The following is a 17,990-nucleotide window of genomic DNA, read 5'->3' on the forward strand; positions in this document are numbered from 1 at the left end:
GAGCTCAGTTGCCCCGTTCCTTGGTCTCCCCTTGCATAGCAAAGACTCCCAAGGAACAGGCAACTGCACACTAGCGTCTCTTTGTTATTTCTGTGTATACCATTCATTCACTGCATCGATTGCAGCCTTTCCACCCTTAGCATCGAACTCCTTTGTAAATTTGTCGAACTCCGACAAATCACGCTTACCCATAATAAATTTCATCGCGTTTTCTTCAGCGAAATTACGTAACTCTGGGAATTTCGAATCGAACGCTTCAATGGATGGGGCGTAGTTCGTTTCCTCACGTGATTTTTTGAATGCAAGCTGAGGCTCATAATACGGCAACAAGTTTTTGGCTTTAAGTCTTGCATCAATGCCGAAATCCGTATCTCCTAAGCCGTACATCGAGCGCCAGGCAATTTTGTCGCTCTGTTCCTTCGACTGCGTGTATTCCCCATTCGCTTCTGTGTAATCCTCATCCTTAATACCGTAATTGAGCAAGATATCCGTTTCCTGCTTATACAAGAAGTTTAGATACTGTGCTGCGCCAAGCTTGTTTTTTGCTTGCTTTGGAATCACAATGTACTGCGTGGAAATCGAAGCATCTTGAATCCCTGATTGTCCATTTATTCCAACTGGAGGAGCGATAAACTGAACGGATCCGCCATCCTTCTTTTCCTGCAATGCTTTATCAACGTCAATGCCAGAGGAGAAATACAAGGTATTAAATACAGCTGTTCCGTTTATCAGCTTATCTTTGCTATCTTTATTGACCGCAAATTCCGGATCAAGCAATCCTTCATCAAACCACTTTTTGAGTGTGGTTATAAATTCCTTGTATTCCGGCTGTATCCAGGAAAATTTCAATTCTCCGTCTTTTACGACTGTAGGTGTGGATACGCCAAAGGCAGCGGCGAACGGGAAAAAGCCATCAAAGAAAGAGCCCGCACTTGAAGTTGCCATCGTTAGCGGCGTAATATTTTTCTTCTCTTTAATCGTCTTCATTGTCAAATAAAACTCTTCGATCGTTGTTGGGGTATTCAAGTTCAATTCCTTCAAAATATCTGCGCGAGCGATAAGACCATTACTTACCTTTAATGCATTTCGATAAGGAATTGCATAAAGCTTTCCATCATACCTCAAAGCATCTAACGATTCATTGGTCGCCATTGTAGACAAATTTGGAATTTCATTTGCAATTAAATCATCGAGAGGCTCGAGCGCACCTTGTTTGGCCAATTTGAAATAGTCTGATTTGCCAGCTACCATTATCAAATCGGGCACATCACCAGAAGCAAAGACAATAGAAATTTTTTGCGATGGATTTTCATTTGGCAGTGACTCATATTGTATATTAAAGCCTGAATTCTCCCTAAGTTTATTAATTATCTTATTATTATTCATAGTGTCTGAACCTTTGAATTGCTCCATTACGCCGTGATAAAGCCTTGTAATTTTCAAATCCTTTAGTGCTTTGGCTTCTTCCCCACCCTCACTCGTTGCAGCTGTCTTTTCTGATCCATTCTGACCCGCTTCCTTACTTGTGCTGCACCCCGAAATAGCAAGGAAACACAACACTAAGCTAATACTAATGGCCACTGTTTTTCTAAAATGCATGATTACGCCCCCCTAATTAATTATTCATATGAAAGTCCGGATTAGGAATGGATTATCCCTTGACCGCACCTAACATAACACCTTTTACAAAATATTTTTGGATGAAGGGATATACACAAAGGATAGGAAATACGACACAGATGATTGCGGCAGCCGTCGTAGACTCTGGCGTGAGCTCACTTAAAACGCCACCCGTCGTCATGTCTCCTGTCTTGGAATTCGTCACGATCTGCATGAGAAATACTTGCAGTGGCATCAGACTTCGATCTGTGATATACATCATGGCCTGGAAGAAGCTATTCCAGTAACCAACGGCATAAAACATCGCGATCGTTGCAATAGTCGGTATAGATAAAGGTAGATAGATCCAAGCTAGGACCCGTAAGTTAGAAGCCCCATCCATTATCGCTGACTCTTCCAAAGCCTCAGGCAGGCTTAAAAAATAGTTGCGGATCAGGATTAAATTGAACGGTGCCAAGGCCATTGGCAGCATAATTGACCAGAGTGTATTCAACAATTCGAGCTGCTTCACAACCAGATAAGTAGGAATTAGACCACCGCTGAAAAACATCGTGATGACAAAGAATAGCATAAACCCTCTTTTAGAAGGAAAGTTTTTTCTAGAGAGCGCAAAGGCAGCCAATGTGGTGACAGCCATGCTGATTGCCGTTCCAACTACGGTAATAATCATAGAATTCCAGAATGAAATGTAAAACTGTTTATACGAGAGTACATATTCATAAGAAGCCAAGTTAAAGCCTTTCGGCCATAGCCAAATCTCTTTCGCTAGAAGATACGTTTCGCTGCTTAATGATTTTGCTACGATATGAATCAAAGGTACAACGGTTGCTATGGAAAGCAACGATAATAGAATCACGTTTACATAATTAAATATGGATTCTTTCCGAATTATTTTCATCATAAGCCCTCTACTTTCTATTCCTTAGAAAATTCCTTCTTCCCCCATTCTCCTTGCAAAAACATTAGCCAGAACGAGAAGGACACAGCCAATGACTGACTTGAATAATCCAGCAGCAGTAGTTAGACCAAATTGCATAGAGCCTAAGCCCACTCGAAACACATACGTATCAATAATATCTGCCACATCATAGACAGTTGGGTTATACATAACGAGTACCTGTTCGAAACCTGCATCTAAGATATAACCGATCCGAAGCAAGAGAATAATGATAATGGTCGACTTTAAACCAGGAAGCGAAATATGCCAAATTTGACGAAAACGATTGGCCCCGTCCACGGTAGCCGCTTGATAGAGCTCATCATTAATTCCCAGCAATGCAGCGAGATAAATAATCGCACCCCAACCCGCTTCTTTCCATATATCTGAGCCTACGAGAATCCAGCGGAAAATTCCTTCATCCGACATGAAAAAGATCGGTTGGAAGCCTAACATTTCGATGATTCTATTAATGATACCGCTGCTGGGAGACAGCATATCAATGGCGAGGCCGCCAATAATGACCCATGAAATAAAGTGAGGCAGATAAGTAATCGTCTGTACCATTCGTTTGAACTTGTCGAGTTTGAGCTCATTCAGAAGCAAAGCTAGAATAATGGGAATAGGAAATCCTACGAGCAGCTTCATCAAGCTGATGATAACGGTATTTCTCACAACTCTTGGGAATTCATCAAACGAAAATAATTCACGAAAATATTGAAATCCTACCCACTCGCTCCCCCACACACCTTCCATGAAATTGTAATCCTTGAAGGCAATGATGACGCCATACATCGGTATATATTTAAAGAGGAGGATGAGGATAACTGCAGGCAATAACATAAGATACAAATCCCAATACTTTAGAAGCTTCAATGACCTCCCTTTGGTTAGTTTCACTTCCCTGGTTACTACCGTAGAGTTTGTTTTCATCGTTTGTAATCTCCTTAGCTATCATGCTCTTTCTTGATTTAACTATAGCTTTTCAGGAAATGAAAAAGTAGACTAATCCTTCTACTTTAATGACAACAAATTCTACGTTTTGAAAATGCAAAAAAAGACACCAACCGTTCATGTTGAATGTCTTTTTTTAATTAACAAGCTATCACTTGTTCATTTCACTCGGCTTGATTCCCCAGTACTTCTGAAAGCTTCGCGAGAAGTAGTTCCCGTTCTTATACCCGACTTGTTCTGCTACTTCATACACTTTGCTCCCCGCTGCCAGCAGCTCCTTCGCCTTTTCCATACGCAGTTTTAGCACGCTATCCGAAAAAGTACTGCCAGTCACCTCCTTAAAGATCCTGCTTGCATAGGCATAGTTCATGTACATCTTCTCAGCTACAAAATATAAGCTTAGCTCTTCTTCATATAAATGTCGTTCAACGAAGGCTAAAATTTCACTAACCGTAATATGCGTTCCCGATTTTCGGCGCTCGCTAATCGACCTGCTAATCCGCGTCATCATGCGATGCAACCATTCCATCAGCTGTTCCTTAGCTAGCAACTGATTAAAATTTATAAAATCTGTGTAATCCTCGGCAAGTGTTTCTCGTAAACTCCACCCACGGGAATTGACAATTCTCGTCAACAAGGACGTAATGCGAAGCAGCATCTCTCTCGCATTAACAATGGTATGGTTCGGCGAGAAGCCGATGTCCATTAGCTTGCTGATGAGCTCCGACCGCTTGCTCTCATTGCCCGTTTCCACAGCTATTTCGATCTCCTTCTCCAGATCATTCATATTCAACCAAACGGTCTTAGAAGGGGCATCGTTACGATATGGAATGACGGTTTCATTACCAAGCACGATGCGTTCCTGCAATGCCATTCTACTCTGCTTATAGGCAATTGGCAGCAGTGCTTGATCCTCCACACAGGTACCAATACCCGCGCTGGCTGTTAGCTTCAAACAGGATTTAACCGTGCTCAGCAGCCTGCCGAGGTGCTGATTGACTTTGAGTTGAAATCCTGACACCTCTACACCCGAAGGGGCAAAGAAGATAATTGCTGTCAATCCGTCATCATCATGTATAACGATACCGTCCATATCTTCCATGACATCCCGTGTAATGTTAAAGAGAGAATACTGAATTAACGGGCGCTCCCCTGAATGGAAACGGATATCGGTTTCCGCAATCGGATCCATATCGAGCGTGACAGGCAAATAGATGTTGCCTGCTAGAGAGAAGCCGATCTCCTGACTGCGTTTCTCTATCTCCCACGTAGACAAACGCCCGTTCAACCAATTTTTATAAAAGGATTGTTTAAGATGCGGCAGATGCTCAATCCATCTCTGCTTCAGAAGTACGATGTTATGAATGGCGTTCAGTTCCTGTTCACGTAGCTGTTTGGCTCTTAACACCGTTTCCAGTACGAGCTCATTTTCCGCTGGCTTCACTAGATATTTAACGACTCCATAATCGATGCTGTCACGTGCATATTCGAAATGGTCAAAGCCCGTTAAAATGATGACCTTAACATGAGGATATTCACTCTTCAGCTCCTTTGCAAGCTCAAGACCACTCATATCGGGCATATGAATATCTGTAATGAGGATATCAATACATTCCTTCTCTACAGCCATGATCGCTTCCCTGCCGTTTGCGACAGCTCCAGCAATTTCAATGTCATAATCTTCCCATGAAATGCCATAGGCAATCCGCTCTCTGACTTGAAATTCATCTTCAACGACGAGCAGCTTCATGTTCTTCTTCCTCCTCTCGAATAGGAATGATTAAGGTGACCTTTGTTCCGAGTCCCTCTTCACTTTCAATCTGGACGTCTGCTTCTTCTCCATAGTAGAGCTTCATTCTCGATTTCACATTTTTCATGCCAAAAAATTGAACCGAAGGGCTTTCTTGCGGCACGCGATACAGCTTACTTGTCAGTATGCTAAGCTCACGTTGGATTTGTTTCAGCAAAGTATCTGGTATTCCCAAACCAGTATCCTCTACTTCAATGAATAAAAAATGTTGATGAACTCTGGAGCGAATGCGCAGCTCGCCCTCGAACGGACATTTCTCAAGTCCATGAATAATGGCGTTTTCCACTACGGGCTGCAGCAGCAGCTTGAGTACAGGAATGGCCTCAGAACCTTTCTCCAAATCAATCTCTACTGAAAAATGTTCTGTTCGCATCTGTTGGACACGTATGTAATACAGCAAATGCTGCATCGTTTCCTCTAATGTAAAATGATTCTGTCCTTTTCCCAGGCTTACTCTAAAAAATTTGGCCAAATTTAAGACCATTTCACTAATTTCCTTCATTCTGAATTTGACAGCAACCGAATAGATCGAATCTAGCGTATTATAAAGAAAATGCGGATTAATCTGAGATTGCAGCAAGCTAAACTCCGACTTCGCTAAACGCAGTTCCTTCTCATAATCCTCCTCGATCATGATTCTCTGGGACTCCGCCATCTGATTAAAACCGTTCATCACGAGTCCGAATTCATCTCTTCGATCATGTCTGATTCGATAGTTCAGATTTCCCTTGCCAACGAATTTGAAAGCGCTTGATAATTGACGCAAAGGCTTTAAAATTTGAATATAAATCAACCAGGCTGTCCACATGGCAAGAAGGATGCTAAGTAGAATAGTCAGATAGGTAAAGAGCTGCAGCCGATGCGATTGCTTGAATATCTCATCCTTTGGCTGCTCCAATTGAATAGACCACGCACCGCTAGTCTCTTTCATAGTGAACATATCAGAAGCATAGGCTTGCTTAGCTGCAGGATTCGTTTCCAGAATGAGTCTGTTATTATAAAATAAAGAAATGTTCATTCGTTCAGTCGTTTGGAGATGTTGAATCATATTATGAAGCGACGATTTATTTACAGCAAAAATCAACGCATTCGGCTCAGGATTATCTCTTAAAACGTCTAGCAGTCGAATATAGTATATATTAGACTCTCTTAAATAGTAGTTTTGATCCCCGCTTGAATCCTCATTAGGAATATAAATGACCAGAGAACCAATTCCTTGAACGACTTGCTGGAACCAGCCTTCTTCACTTACCTGAGGCCATCTGAGTGCCCCCAGCGCTGTAGAAACGCCGTTCCCACTCGCTCCATGTACAATATACGCCTCCTGAATGGCACCGTTAATATTGACAAGAGAGCTTAGCTGTTGCATAACGGTATGAATATCATATAAATGAGCAGGGTTAAGCGGATCATCAATATCTCTAAAGATGTTTACGATATTAGGATTGGAGCTAATCAGCAGCGTTTGCTGATCCATCGTATTCGCTATTTGCTCCATATAGGCAAGTGACGTCAGGAGTGCACCTTTCGTCCGGTCACTAATTTGCACATTCATAATGCCTTGCGAATAATTGTTTGCAAATAGACTTACACCGACCAGCGGAATGAGAATAAGCAAAAAAGTTAAGGTAAGCTTGAGTTGTAAGGAAATCGCACCCCGTGTTCTTTTCACGGTTGTTCCTTCCTCTCTATGTCCAAATTTCGTTGCAAAGCTCTCCAGCTACCTGGTGGCCTGCCATAAAATTTGCTGAAAGCATGCGTGAATGAATAGGAATCGGAATAACCTAGCATGGAAGAAACCTCACTAATCATAAAATGTGAGGAAAGCAGCTCGGCTGCTTTTTCCATTCGTAATCGGTGCAAATACTGGGCAGGAGATACTCCCATTGTCTCCGAAAACATCTTCGAGAAATAAGTGCGATGAAGAGCTAAGTAATCAGCAACATCACGAACGGTAATATGTTCCATATAGTACGTGTCCATAAAAGCAACGCTTTTAGGAATCCAGTTCTCTTTGCCATTCTGGTTCTTTTCGGACAGGTCCGTTGAAATCATCAGACCGAATATGCGATATAGGAGTGAACAAATTTCATTATGCCTTTTTAAATCATATTTTTGAGGAAGAAATAGCTGTCGAAACGTGGTCTCAAGCTCCTTAGTCATTATCCGTACAAGGTAAGGTGATGCCTTACTAAAGCCGGCCGCGGCAAAGAGCTCCGGTGCCTGCGGTCCGTCTATGGAAATCCATATCATCTGTAGATGACTCTCACTCGGAGCTAACCGGTAACGAAACGTACTGCCCGGAACCATCGCAAACACATCGCCTTTAGACAACACAATGTGTTCTTTGTCAAAGGTAAACTCTACCTTACCTTCCATAATAAAATGCATATTATAATACTCTAGAATCATTGGCCCTGAATGATAGCTAGGCTTAGCAATATTTCGACCAAGTCGGAGCGGCCAGATGCCTCCTTTTTTTGCGAATTCGTCAGGGACGAATAGCTTTGATTCAAAAAATTCCTTTGCCGTTTCTTGCATGCCGATCACCATCCTTTCATTATTCACTTCTATTGTAGCAAATGATTAAGAGGCTTGAACATCACGTATAAGCGAAATAAAAACCTCTCTCTTTGGCAGCTGCTACTGGCCCATCTGAGAGAGGTCTTCATTGTCTTACATATGAATTAAGATAAGATCATTATCAATGGAGACACCGAACTTCTCCACCGTGACTTCATACGTTTTGGTGCGCATCACCGCATCCGTGATCATGCAGCCTGTTGGAATATCAAACTCCCACTGATGCCAAGGGCAGCGTACAATTTCACCCTCTCTATCGAACTGAAAATCACCTGGTCCATCGGAAGTGACGTAGGCACTGACTATTCCTTTGCACAGCTCCGCTCCCTGATGCGGACAAATATTTCGCAGCGCATGAAAGGCTCCGTTGATATTATAGATGCCGACACTGCGTCCCCCGACCTCAACAATCTTATGAGTGCCAGGAGGAATCTCCCCTACCGTCCCTACGATGTGCTGCGAGCTTTGCTTCATTTTGTTTCCTCCGATTTACGAGGAGGCAAGCCATAAAGCTTCGCTGCATTCTGGTAGTAGATGCTGTCCCATAGCTCCGGCTCCAATTTCGGCAATGCTTGACTAGGTGAATCATAATCCCAATGCGGATAATCACTGCAAAACATGAGCGTTTCCTTGGCATAGATGCTTTCTAATAAATGATCGAAGATCTGACGATTCGGTGTCTCCTCGAACGGCTGTGTGGTCACGCGAACATGCTCTCGGAAATATTCGCTAGGCTTCTTGCGAACCCAAGGTGTCTGCACCCGCAGCCCTTTCCATTCTTGATCGAGCTTCCATAGGAATGGGGCAAGCCACAACACGCCAGCTTCCTGTAAGACGATCTTCAATGTTGGAAATCGCTCGAACACCCCATCGAAGATAAAGCTTGCCAAATGTGCACCCATTACCGCGGGACGTGCACATCTTTGCTCAATGTAGTGGGTGACATACCCTGCCCCTGTATGCGGGCTATTAATACCTTCCCCTTCTAATCCAACATGGATGGTGAAGGGAAGATTATGACGGACGCAAGCTTCATATATCGGATCATAATACCTGTTTCCATAAGGTATGGTAGAACCGCTGGAAACAACAACCTGAACCATATCCGATCGGCCACCGACCCGATCAATCTCTTGCGCAGCAAGGCTTGGCGCTTGCTTCGAGATAAATACAGAGCCTCTCAGCCTGCTATCTCGCGATAGCCAATGTTCGATTGTATATTCATTAATCGCCCGGCACATGGCAGCCGCGTAATCATAATTGGGAATCGCATGCACTGCATAGCCCTCTCCAGTAAGAATGCCATACTCGACATTGTAGCGATCAAGATGCTGTTTCTGCATCAATTCCAGATCACTTCCGGCATTGCCGCCGCCTTCGGGATACGCGTCAGCCATTCGGCCGCCTACACCTCCATTAAAGTGCATGCCTCCCGGCAGCGCAGGACCATATTGCTTCACAAGCTCTTGATACGCTCGCGGCAAATAAGGTTTTATTGCATCCAGCCCCGTTCCCTGATGAATGTCGCAGTCAATAATGGATCGTTTCAGCTTCGGACGTTTGTCCGCTGGTAACTGTGTGTTGGTATTCGAAGTCTGCATATCTTTTGTCCCTCCAGCAATTCACATTAGATAGCAGGATGTGAGGTCGTAGCTACGATCCATCCTTGCTCCTTGACCTTAATGTTACGTTTCCAGCGGACAAACAACAATGTTGTCGTGTCTTGTATCATTTGCGATTTTGTAAGGTGGCTACATTCTCCTAGGGAATCGCTCTAACAAAAACATCATCAAAATCAGCCTGCGCAAAATGTGTATATACGCCAATTTCCCCTGTTGGCAACGCACTCTCAGTAACATCAATTTTGAGCTGTCCATTGACATACGCCTTAATGGCGGTTCCGTTAACTTCGAGCTTGAACAAATGCTGAACGCCTGTACTCAGAGATAATGAAACATTCGCAAGGCTGCTTTCAACGCCGTCCACAGTCTTTCTGAGAATGAGTCGCCCTGCATGATCGTCATAATACACATAAAAATAATTATGATTATCACTAAATCTGGCAACCAGCCCCATACGGCCAACAGTACCACTCCAGCTGTTCGCCTTCACTTTAGCTTCTACGCTATAATTTTGCCAATTGGTATCCCCGGCTGTGGATTTGGAACCGCCTTTGGTGAAATTATCAGCCCGATAGGCACTCAAGCCTCCGTCTGTAACGATGCTGTAGCTGCCCCAGGAACTCGCTACTGTCCACGCTGTACTCCCACTCTCGAAACCTTCATAAAAGATGATATCCGAGGTGGTCACCGATACTGTACTGCTCGCAGATGAATAATTTCCAGATGGATCAATCGCTTTGATCACGTAGTTGTATGTCGTTAATGCATTTACTCCATTATCTGTATACTTGTGCACATTCCCATTCACTGACGCATATTCAATGCCATTGCGATAGATTTTATATCCTGACACACCAGCGTTGTCTGTAGATTTGTCCCAGGATAGATCAACCTTCGTTGAGAATGGAGAAACAGCTGTAACATTGGCTGGGGATGTAGGGGCCGTTACATCGGTACCGATTAGCGGCGCATACACAAGTTCAAAGCCATAACCCTTGTCGGTCTCCATTGGAACTGTAATCGTATCGCCAAGCACTGTTGTTGGAATTTCCTGCAATCTTACGCCATTCATCGATAGCTTATAGGCTTTGTAGTCTCCCGCCGGTCGAGTGGTCTGGAGTTGAACTTCCGCAGTGCAATACTTAGCGAGCGTCGGTGTTGTTCCTCGATGATAATAGGTCGAACCGCTAACCGTTACTTCATATTCACCCGTCGCTGCAGCGTCTGTTGTATAGATGATCAGCATTCTTTCACTTTCATCCAGCGGTTCATTATCTAATGAGGCTACAGATAAGGTTCCTTTCGGCAGATTCGCAGACATCGTGACTGGCCCAAGCTCATAGCTGTTGTTATCCAACGTCCCTGCTGCGGCCACCACGTAAGGTGTGTTAATGAAATAGGTGTTCAAGTTAAGGTCAAAGAGGAGTTCTCCCGTATCGGAAACTAGCTTATTATTATTTAAGTTCGTTAACATACTGGTTTTAAGACCGACATCATCAATTGCATGGATAAAGGTTTCTGCTACTTCCTTCAGCGTCATACTGTTCGTAATCGTAATCTTGTTGGCTGCAGGAATATCACCGCTTGCAATCTGCTCGTCCGTAAGTTCAGGCGTAATCTTATAGATGGCATAAGGCTCTGCTGGATGATCGGCATAGACTGTTACCATTTTGAATAGATGAGGGATGTATGTGCGATTCCTTTCGGGAGATTCATTTTCCGTAGCGGAGGCATGTGTCTTCACATAGGTTTTATCCCTCACAATTACAAATTTCGCATCCGCTGGCGTGAGATGGGCTTGCCTGAATACAAGCGTACCCTGATATTCGGACATAGTCGCAATCACATCGGTCAAGGAGTCAAATGAGGTCGTTCCTCCTTGCGGCGTTTCATTAATGGCTTCATTAACTCGGCTCACATAATGAAATCGGTTCAGCATATCCCATCCTTGATACGCACCGGCCGCTGCCGTCATCAAGCCAATGTCGTCTCGGCCTTTATTGGGAAATTCATGATTGAATTCTGTCAACGCAAACGGCTTGTTATACAGTTGGCCCAGTGAAAGTGCCGGTACATAATTTTTGAAAATAAACGATCCAAATTGTGGTGCATAGTTAGCGTTCGATTCCGGAGCAAAAATCATGCTATAACGCGGATGGGTCAACGGATTGTATTTGAAGCTTGCCCCTCTGCCATCAACAATACCGTTGTAGAGATGTGTTTCATGTACATCAGCCTGCGTCCGCCAATAATTTGCTAAGGAATCATTGATATAATTGATGCCGCCAATCGGCGCTTTCACTCCAATCGTGTCCTTAAGATACGACATCATTTCACCATAAGTTGCAAACTGCTTCTCTGTGAAATACTCAGCGAGATCATCTCGAAGGCTGGAAGGTTCTCCCCAAAAACTATTGGGAAATGTAGTGATTGACGATTTTCCTTTGCCAGCCAAGAAAAGATTGAAATCAGCAAGCACCCAAGCATTAAAATTGGGGTTTGGGAAATTCGCATTGTAGAGAATCACTTCGTTTATAGGAGACACCCCCATAACTTGGGGCTCATCCTTTAAAGCATAGCCGGTATACGGATTCACATGGTTAAACAGCTGATTAGCAAAAGATTTCCAGATCGCTTTCCCATCCGGAAGGAGTGTAGCCAAATACTTGGACGCAGTTGTGCCGTACACACTTTCACCTATGCTAGGCACATCTTTAAAATTAGCAAAGGACATGATATCCAGATCAATGTACACGCCGCGCGACTTCAGCAAGGCGTTAAAATAATCAAAATTATCAAGTTTGTACATATTCAAGGTCACCGTCGTGGAAGTGAGCGGCTGCATGAGTCCTTTGGCCCAATCATAATTTTGGTCTATGGACGAATAGCGCACCACATTGTAGCCCATTGCAGCAATCCGGTCTGCCATGACGACCATTTCCGCTCTCGTTGGATCGACCATATAACTACCATTCAAATTTCCGCCATAGAACTTTACTTTCGTATCGGGATCATCCTCAAAATAATAATCACCGTACTCATCGATTTGTACGTTTCCATACGTGCCCGCTGGCTCGGCATTCAAATGGGATAAATCCATTGCACTGCCCGGTGATACGACCATGGTTGTATCAATTGGCCGCCAATTAATATCCGCTACAATGGGGGCTGCGCTAACTGCTGGTGCATGGCCTAAAGTACCGCCAAGAGGAAGCACAAGGGCTGCAATCAATATTCCCGCAAGCTTTGATCTTATCTTTTTTCTCATCTTTCATACCTCCTGCATTCGTTTGAATTTTTTAAAACACTGTAATGTAAGCGCTTTTAAAATTTTGTTGCCTTCGTTAACCTCTCATCCCCCCTTGTAAATCGTTTCATTTAGATGATATGCCAGATTAATATAAGGGATTTCCCAAGAAAGCAACAATGATCAAATGTCTTTGAAATTTGTGATTTTGTAGGCTGAGCGTTGTGACCAATAAAAAAAGACCAGCCCACTTGAGCTAGTCTTCGACCACTATGCATGAATCTATGAAAGCTTCTTTCCAGCAGCATAATCGGCAGAAATCTTCTTAAATACCTCATAGCTGCGGTTCGCGCATTCTGAAATCGCAATCGGATGAAATCCGGTCACTTCTGCGTATAGCGTATCGTGAAGCGGTTCGACCCACGGTGTTGGAAGCTTATCCGCTCCTAGCTTTGCACCTAGAATCGAGCCAACAGTTGCTCCATTGCAATCGGTATCCCAACCGCCTAACACAGCTGTCGTAATAGCCAGTTCAAAATCATCCTTAGCGAAAATGAGTGCAGCTGCAACTAAAGCGGCATTATTGTTCGTATGGACACAATGATAGTGCTTAAACGCTTCCCAGATCCGGTCGACTAAATCCAATTGATCCACGGCTGAATGCGCAATGTCTACCGCTTTGCGAATATCATGAGCCAAACGACAATCCTTCGGTATTTCGCTAAGTCCAATTTCTACGATACGCTCATTATTAGTTTCGTTAAAAGCCGCTGCAATCATAGCAGCCACAAACATCTCCCCATAAATACCGTTCTTCACATGGGAAAAGGAAGCATCCCGCCAAGCAAATTCAGCTGCCAGTTCTGGATTTCCCGCCGCACCGTAAGCAAAACCATCGGCTCTAATTTGTGCTCCAATCCACTCCCGATACGGATTTAACCATGTACGCACCCATTCACTTTTCTGTGGCCAGTCCTCTGTTTTCTCACCTTGTATATGGGAGGTTACGTGAGCGAAATTCAAATAGGCCTGCGTCTCCGCTGTACACACCTGCTGATAGCTTAAATATTTATGCCACAGCTTGCCAATATCCCAAGAATCAAAATCCAATCCCTTTTCCTCTAGCAGAATTAAGCCTAATACAGTATAACGAATATCATCATCGGATTCCATATACTGAATCTGCTCTTTCCAGCTCTTCTGGCACCAATCGTTTACTTTCAAATCGTACTCAGCAGATGCCCGTGAGCTCCCCGGGGTATAGCCTTGAATCGGCCAAGCATCTGCCCCTTTGAACCATAGCTCGATATTTTTCCAGCCCGCTCTTCCTCCGCTTCCATCCATAAATTGACGGTTTTCAAGTGGTTTCCCTAAGGCACACCCTATACTTCGACCGAGCCACGCACCTTGAAATTGATTAAGCCATTCCGATTCAGATTTATCTACCGTTAGTTGCCTTGGGCCTTCAGGCCTCGCAGAAAGAATACCTGGCAAATCTGAGGGCTCTATGTACGGGAAATCTGCACTAATCGCAAGCTCCATCAACTGCTGATATACTGTCATTAGCTTCTGTTCAGCATCACCAGCTGCGGCCCACTTGTCTTGAAATCCGCTTACATCGCAGCCCTCTTCTCCCCTTTGTATGATTTCCAAGTAGACAATGTCCTTCAATCGTTCCCAGCCAGCCATCGTACAACCACCTTTTTTGTCAGATTTTAAGCTGATTATACGGATTTGGCTTTCGTGAATCTTCTCAATTTCTTTTACATTTCTCAAAATAATTGCTTAACGCCAAATTGTTTTCGGTAATCTTGCGGTGACATGCCGACAACAGCGCTAAAGGCTCGATAGAAGGACGCCATGCTCTGAAACCCGCTGGAAAAACTAATATCTGCAATACTATCAAGGTTTGTGACAAGCTGCTTCTTAGCCTCTCCAATCCGCAGCTGTGTCACATAAGCATTAAAGCTCATGCCTGTATGCTCCTTCACAAATCGGCTTGTCCGTGCGGTACTCCAACCCAGATGCTCAGCAACATCGGTAAGCTGAAGGGGCCCTTGAAACCGTTCTTTCATAAAAAACATCATTTCCTCAATCTCGCGCTTCGAATTGTACATTTTCCTCCATTGCTCATTGCTAAATGCACTTCTGTAATGGCGAAGCAAAATGACACCAAGCTCTAGCAATTTGCATCGAGTAATGGTTAGATAACCCTCCGCTTTTGCGTTAAGCTCTTCATGTATCTGTTGAATAAGCAGACCGATTTGCTGCGAAAGCGGTGTTCCCGCTGCAATATGATTCTCAAATCTCTCCGATCGATAGGCAAATGGAAGCAATAATTTTTCATCCTCCGCGAGAAAGAGACTTGGATCAAAATTCAAAAAAATATATTGGCTTGGATCATTCAGCGCGGATTGGGCAATATGAAGCTCTGTATTATTGACAATGAAGACATCGCCTTTGCGAACCTCATAAAGCTTATTTTCAAAAACAAATTGCCCCCGCCCTCCCAGGCAATAACCAATTTCCAAGCTAGAATGGAAATGAAGAGGCTGCGGATACGGTTTTGGACACCAAAGATACGCATTAATTGGAATGAGATGATCATATTCTATCTTCTGCTTCATTAGGTTACAGTCCACCTTTGAATGAAGCCGCCTTGAACATTGCGCAGCCTCAGAATGTTCTATCCATAATACGTAGTAGAACGTTTCTATCTTCTAGACCAGGGTTCTTCGTTTTCACAAAAGTATCAATAACGATTAACATTAGTCCATATTTTAACATACTTTATTTGGATACACGTATGGATTAATTTGAATCACGACGTAGAAAAATCATTAAGCTATCGTTACGATTAACCAACCATGCCCCTCACATCCTATATAGAATAATGAAAATTCGAATGCTTATAAATCACGTAAATGCGGCAGAACAAAATCACCTACCAGTGACTTTACATACTAGCCTACAGTTATTCAGCAAGGACAGGCGATTGGATCCCGTTCATATCTCTCCAGCATCCGCTCACGGTAAGTCTTTTTTCTATTTTCCTTTGCCAGGAACGTCATCTCTATTTGTTTATGGACCATGAAACTCCATAAGTTAATGATCTTTTGCGACTCCTTATTCTTGCTTCTGCTGTGTAACCCATACCGACCCACCATTCGAAAATGCTTTGGCGGGATGTGTTGGATGAGATTCAAGTTGGGATGTGTTATAAACACTTAAAAAGATAATTTGCAGGAATGATGATGATTTGGTTGCGACAAGCTTAATCAGCCGATCTAATCCACATTTCAACTATTTATAACCAAGGTATCGTGGATTGCATTGCCACACTTGAAACTAATATAAAAGACGAAGCTTTTTAATGGTGTTGCTAAATAAATCTATACATGCCGTAGCCATAACGGAGCACTTGCTATTACTGGCTAATATGCCAAAACACATATTAGTACTTTAATCTTATGTTATTCAAATCAATTGTTTCAATAAACTACAAAAACTATTAGAATTGAAGGTTGTGGTTATGAATGGACATGCCGCTTTCCACAAATCATTGCTTTTTATGTGGGGGTGAGCTTAATGAAAATACTGACGAACATATTTTTCCGAAATGGTTACAAAACAAATTTAATTTATGGAATAAAGCCATGACAAACACCGAAACCTCCGCATTTTATTAAAATATTTAAGAAGCAATACGGCTACACACCGCAAGAATATCGCAATCGATGAGTCTAGACTCAAACCACAATCAACCGAGCAATTTCATTGAATTCCGAAGGTTTAGATTCCGTTATCGTATCTTTAGGTTGCGCTATTTAACGTCGCTAATGTTGCCCCTATACTTGAGATAGGCTATAGGATTGCGATTGATTTGACAAGCTGGAGGATATGAAAATGATGTTTAATGAAAATACTAAATTAGGTGATCTGCTAGAGAACAAGCAGGCTGCAGCGGTGCTTGAGAAGTTTCTGCCTGGAATCTCAACCGATCCTAAGACGAGCATGGGAAAAGGATTTACACTTAAGCAATTGGCTGCATTTCCTCAATCGAGTCTATCTGAAGAAATCGTAGCAGAAATCGTGTCGGATTTAAAAGATATTACGATGAATCTGAGTGAAGATCGCAGCAATTTTGAACCTATAGCAACAAAAACTGATTTGGAATTTGTAAATCATGAAATACCAACAAATGAACCTATAATTGCGACGTCCAAAGATAATATACAAATACGGGATCCCTTCATTTTACGAAGCGACCGCGACCACTGTTATTATCTTTACGGTACAACAGACAAAGATACATGGACAGGACCTGGAAAGGGATTTAATGTATATCGAAGCGAAGACTTGGAGCAATGGCAAGGTCCCTATCCTGCATTTCGACCACAACCCGACTTTTGGGCAAATATCAATTTTTGGGCGCCAGAAGTGCACGAGTATAAAGGAAAATATTATATGTTGGCTTCATTTAAAGCTGATGGAGTTTGTAGAGGGACACAGATTCTAGTATCTGACGAGCCTATTGGTCCCTATAAGCCTCATAGCAAGAAACCAGTAACTCCTGATAAGTGGGAATCTTTGGACGGAACCTTATTTATTGACGATGATGGTCGGCCTTGGATGGTTTTTTGCCACGAATTTACACAGATCGAAAATGGCACAATTGATGCTATCCAGCTCTCTGAATCTTTGGAAAGCACTATAGGAGAGCCCATCTGCTTGTTTGCAGCATCGGAAGCACCATGGGCTAATGAAATGTTTCCAGGAACTCCCTTTTACGTCACTGACGGTCCCTTCATGCATCGCTGTACAGACGGAACCTTGTTAATGTTATGGTCAAGCTACAAGGATGGAAAATACGCACAAGGAATTGCTAGATCGGAATCTGGGCAGATTCAGGGCCCATGGCTGCAAAATAATGCTCCGTTGTTTGAAGGCGATGGCGGTCATGGCATGATATTCAAGACATTCGAAGACGAGGTGTTATTGGTGTTGCATTCTCCAAACGATACTCCGAATGAGAGAGTCATGTTCATCAAGCTCAAGGAAGATAATGGTGAGCTTACTATCGTAACCCCCACTGTGTCAGACTAGTTGTCGTACCCCTCTCTTGAAAGTATAGTAAATAGAAAGAGAGACTGAGGTAGATGACAATGACTAAACCGAGTAAAGAGTTGAAGCTTGGCGAGATGCATGTATGCAAGC

General features: G+C 43.2%; 12 protein-coding genes and 1 pseudogene. 2 read left to right on the top strand and 11 right to left on the bottom strand.

The genetic code is table 11. The features are described from left to right. Positions 1 to 84 precede the first annotated feature (84 nt). From E0496_RS11320 to E0496_RS11370, 11 genes are all read right to left on the bottom strand, one after another. Positions 85 to 1,599, bottom strand: a complete 1,515-nt coding sequence (locus E0496_RS11320) for an extracellular solute-binding protein (RefSeq protein WP_141501684.1) — start codon at positions 1,597 to 1,599, stop codon at positions 85 to 87. A gap of 52 nt (positions 1,600 to 1,651) precedes the next feature. Continuing rightward, positions 1,652 to 2,518 (bottom strand): carbohydrate ABC transporter permease, encoded by an 867-nt coding sequence (locus E0496_RS11325; protein ID WP_141501813.1) that lies wholly within the window; start codon positions 2,516 to 2,518, stop codon positions 1,652 to 1,654. A gap of 24 nt (positions 2,519 to 2,542) precedes the next feature. Continuing rightward, positions 2,543 to 3,490, bottom strand: coding sequence for an ABC transporter permease (locus tag E0496_RS11330; RefSeq protein WP_141501686.1), 948 nt, complete (start codon positions 3,488 to 3,490; stop codon positions 2,543 to 2,545). Positions 3,491 to 3,662: 172 nt separating this feature from the next. Further along, positions 3,663 to 5,261 carry a response regulator transcription factor gene (locus tag E0496_RS11335; protein WP_141501688.1) on the bottom strand — a complete coding sequence of 533 codons (1,599 nt, stop codon included), beginning with the start codon at positions 5,259 to 5,261 and terminating at the stop codon, positions 3,663 to 3,665. Next, complete coding sequence (locus tag E0496_RS11340; RefSeq protein ID WP_141501690.1) at positions 5,242 to 6,993, bottom strand: sensor histidine kinase; 1,752 nt, start codon at positions 6,991 to 6,993, stop codon at positions 5,242 to 5,244. Before E0496_RS11340 ends, E0496_RS11335 begins: the two co-directional genes overlap by 20 nt. Beyond that, positions 6,990 to 7,862: a helix-turn-helix domain-containing protein gene (locus E0496_RS11345; protein ID WP_161601381.1), complete on the bottom strand. Its 873-nt coding sequence runs from the start codon at positions 7,860 to 7,862 to the stop codon at positions 6,990 to 6,992. The genes E0496_RS11340 and E0496_RS11345 overlap by 4 nt, the downstream gene beginning before the upstream one ends. A 135-nt stretch (positions 7,863 to 7,997) precedes the next feature. Beyond that, positions 7,998 to 8,378 (bottom strand): Rieske (2Fe-2S) protein, encoded by a 381-nt coding sequence (locus E0496_RS11350; protein WP_141501694.1) that lies wholly within the window; start codon positions 8,376 to 8,378, stop codon positions 7,998 to 8,000. Further along, positions 8,375 to 9,505 (bottom strand): amidohydrolase family protein, encoded by a 1,131-nt coding sequence (locus E0496_RS11355; protein ID WP_141501696.1) that lies wholly within the window; start codon positions 9,503 to 9,505, stop codon positions 8,375 to 8,377. Before E0496_RS11355 ends, E0496_RS11350 begins: the two co-directional genes overlap by 4 nt. Positions 9,506 to 9,665: 160 nt before the next feature. Beyond that, positions 9,666 to 12,794, bottom strand: a complete 3,129-nt coding sequence (locus tag E0496_RS11360; RefSeq protein ID WP_141501697.1) for a fibronectin type III domain-containing protein — start codon at positions 12,792 to 12,794, stop codon at positions 9,666 to 9,668. 261 nt (positions 12,795 to 13,055) lie between these two features. Next, positions 13,056 to 14,462, bottom strand: a complete 1,407-nt coding sequence (locus E0496_RS11365; RefSeq protein WP_141501699.1) for an ADP-ribosylglycohydrolase family protein — start codon at positions 14,460 to 14,462, stop codon at positions 13,056 to 13,058. Positions 14,463 to 14,545: 83 nt separating this feature from the next. Then, positions 14,546 to 15,400 (bottom strand): AraC family transcriptional regulator, encoded by an 855-nt coding sequence (locus E0496_RS11370; protein WP_141501701.1) that lies wholly within the window; start codon positions 15,398 to 15,400, stop codon positions 14,546 to 14,548. A gap of 1,051 nt (positions 15,401 to 16,451) precedes the next feature. Between E0496_RS11370 and E0496_RS37170 the strand changes: the two are divergent. After that, positions 16,452 to 16,514: pseudogene (locus tag E0496_RS37170) on the top strand (AraC family transcriptional regulator); the annotation flags it as partial. Positions 16,515 to 16,679: 165 nt separating this feature from the next. Next, positions 16,680 to 17,879, top strand: a complete 1,200-nt coding sequence (locus E0496_RS11380) for a glycoside hydrolase family 43 protein (RefSeq protein WP_338325840.1) — start codon at positions 16,680 to 16,682, stop codon at positions 17,877 to 17,879. Positions 17,880 to 17,990 lie beyond the last annotated feature (111 nt).

The sequence above is a fragment of the Paenibacillus luteus genome (assembly GCF_006542765.1).
GTDB classification, from domain to species: domain Bacteria; phylum Bacillota; class Bacilli; order Paenibacillales; family Paenibacillaceae; genus Pristimantibacillus; species Pristimantibacillus luteus.

Coding starts and splice junctions, on each gene's coding strand:
- E0496_RS11320 (WP_141501684.1), bottom strand. CDS start 1,599: ATGCATTTTAGAAAAACAGTGGCCATTAGTATTAGCTTAGTGTTGTGT.
- E0496_RS11325 (WP_141501813.1), bottom strand. CDS start 2,518: ATGAAAATAATTCGGAAAGAATCCATATTTAATTATGTAAACGTGATT.
- E0496_RS11330 (WP_141501686.1), bottom strand. CDS start 3,490: ATGAAAACAAACTCTACGGTAGTAACCAGGGAAGTGAAACTAACCAAA.
- E0496_RS11335 (WP_141501688.1), bottom strand. CDS start 5,261: ATGAAGCTGCTCGTCGTTGAAGATGAATTTCAAGTCAGAGAGCGGATT.
- E0496_RS11345 (WP_161601381.1), bottom strand. CDS start 7,862: ATGCAAGAAACGGCAAAGGAATTTTTTGAATCAAAGCTATTCGTCCCT.
- E0496_RS11350 (WP_141501694.1), bottom strand. CDS start 8,378: ATGAAGCAAAGCTCGCAGCACATCGTAGGGACGGTAGGGGAGATTCCT.
- E0496_RS11355 (WP_141501696.1), bottom strand. CDS start 9,505: ATGCAGACTTCGAATACCAACACACAGTTACCAGCGGACAAACGTCCG.
- E0496_RS11360 (WP_141501697.1), bottom strand. CDS start 12,794: ATGAGAAAAAAGATAAGATCAAAGCTTGCGGGAATATTGATTGCAGCC.
- E0496_RS11365 (WP_141501699.1), bottom strand. CDS start 14,462: ATGGCTGGCTGGGAACGATTGAAGGACATTGTCTACTTGGAAATCATA.
- E0496_RS11370 (WP_141501701.1), bottom strand. CDS start 15,400: ATGAAGCAGAAGATAGAATATGATCATCTCATTCCAATTAATGCGTAT.
- E0496_RS11380 (WP_338325840.1), top strand. CDS start 16,680: ATGATGTTTAATGAAAATACTAAATTAGGTGATCTGCTAGAGAACAAG.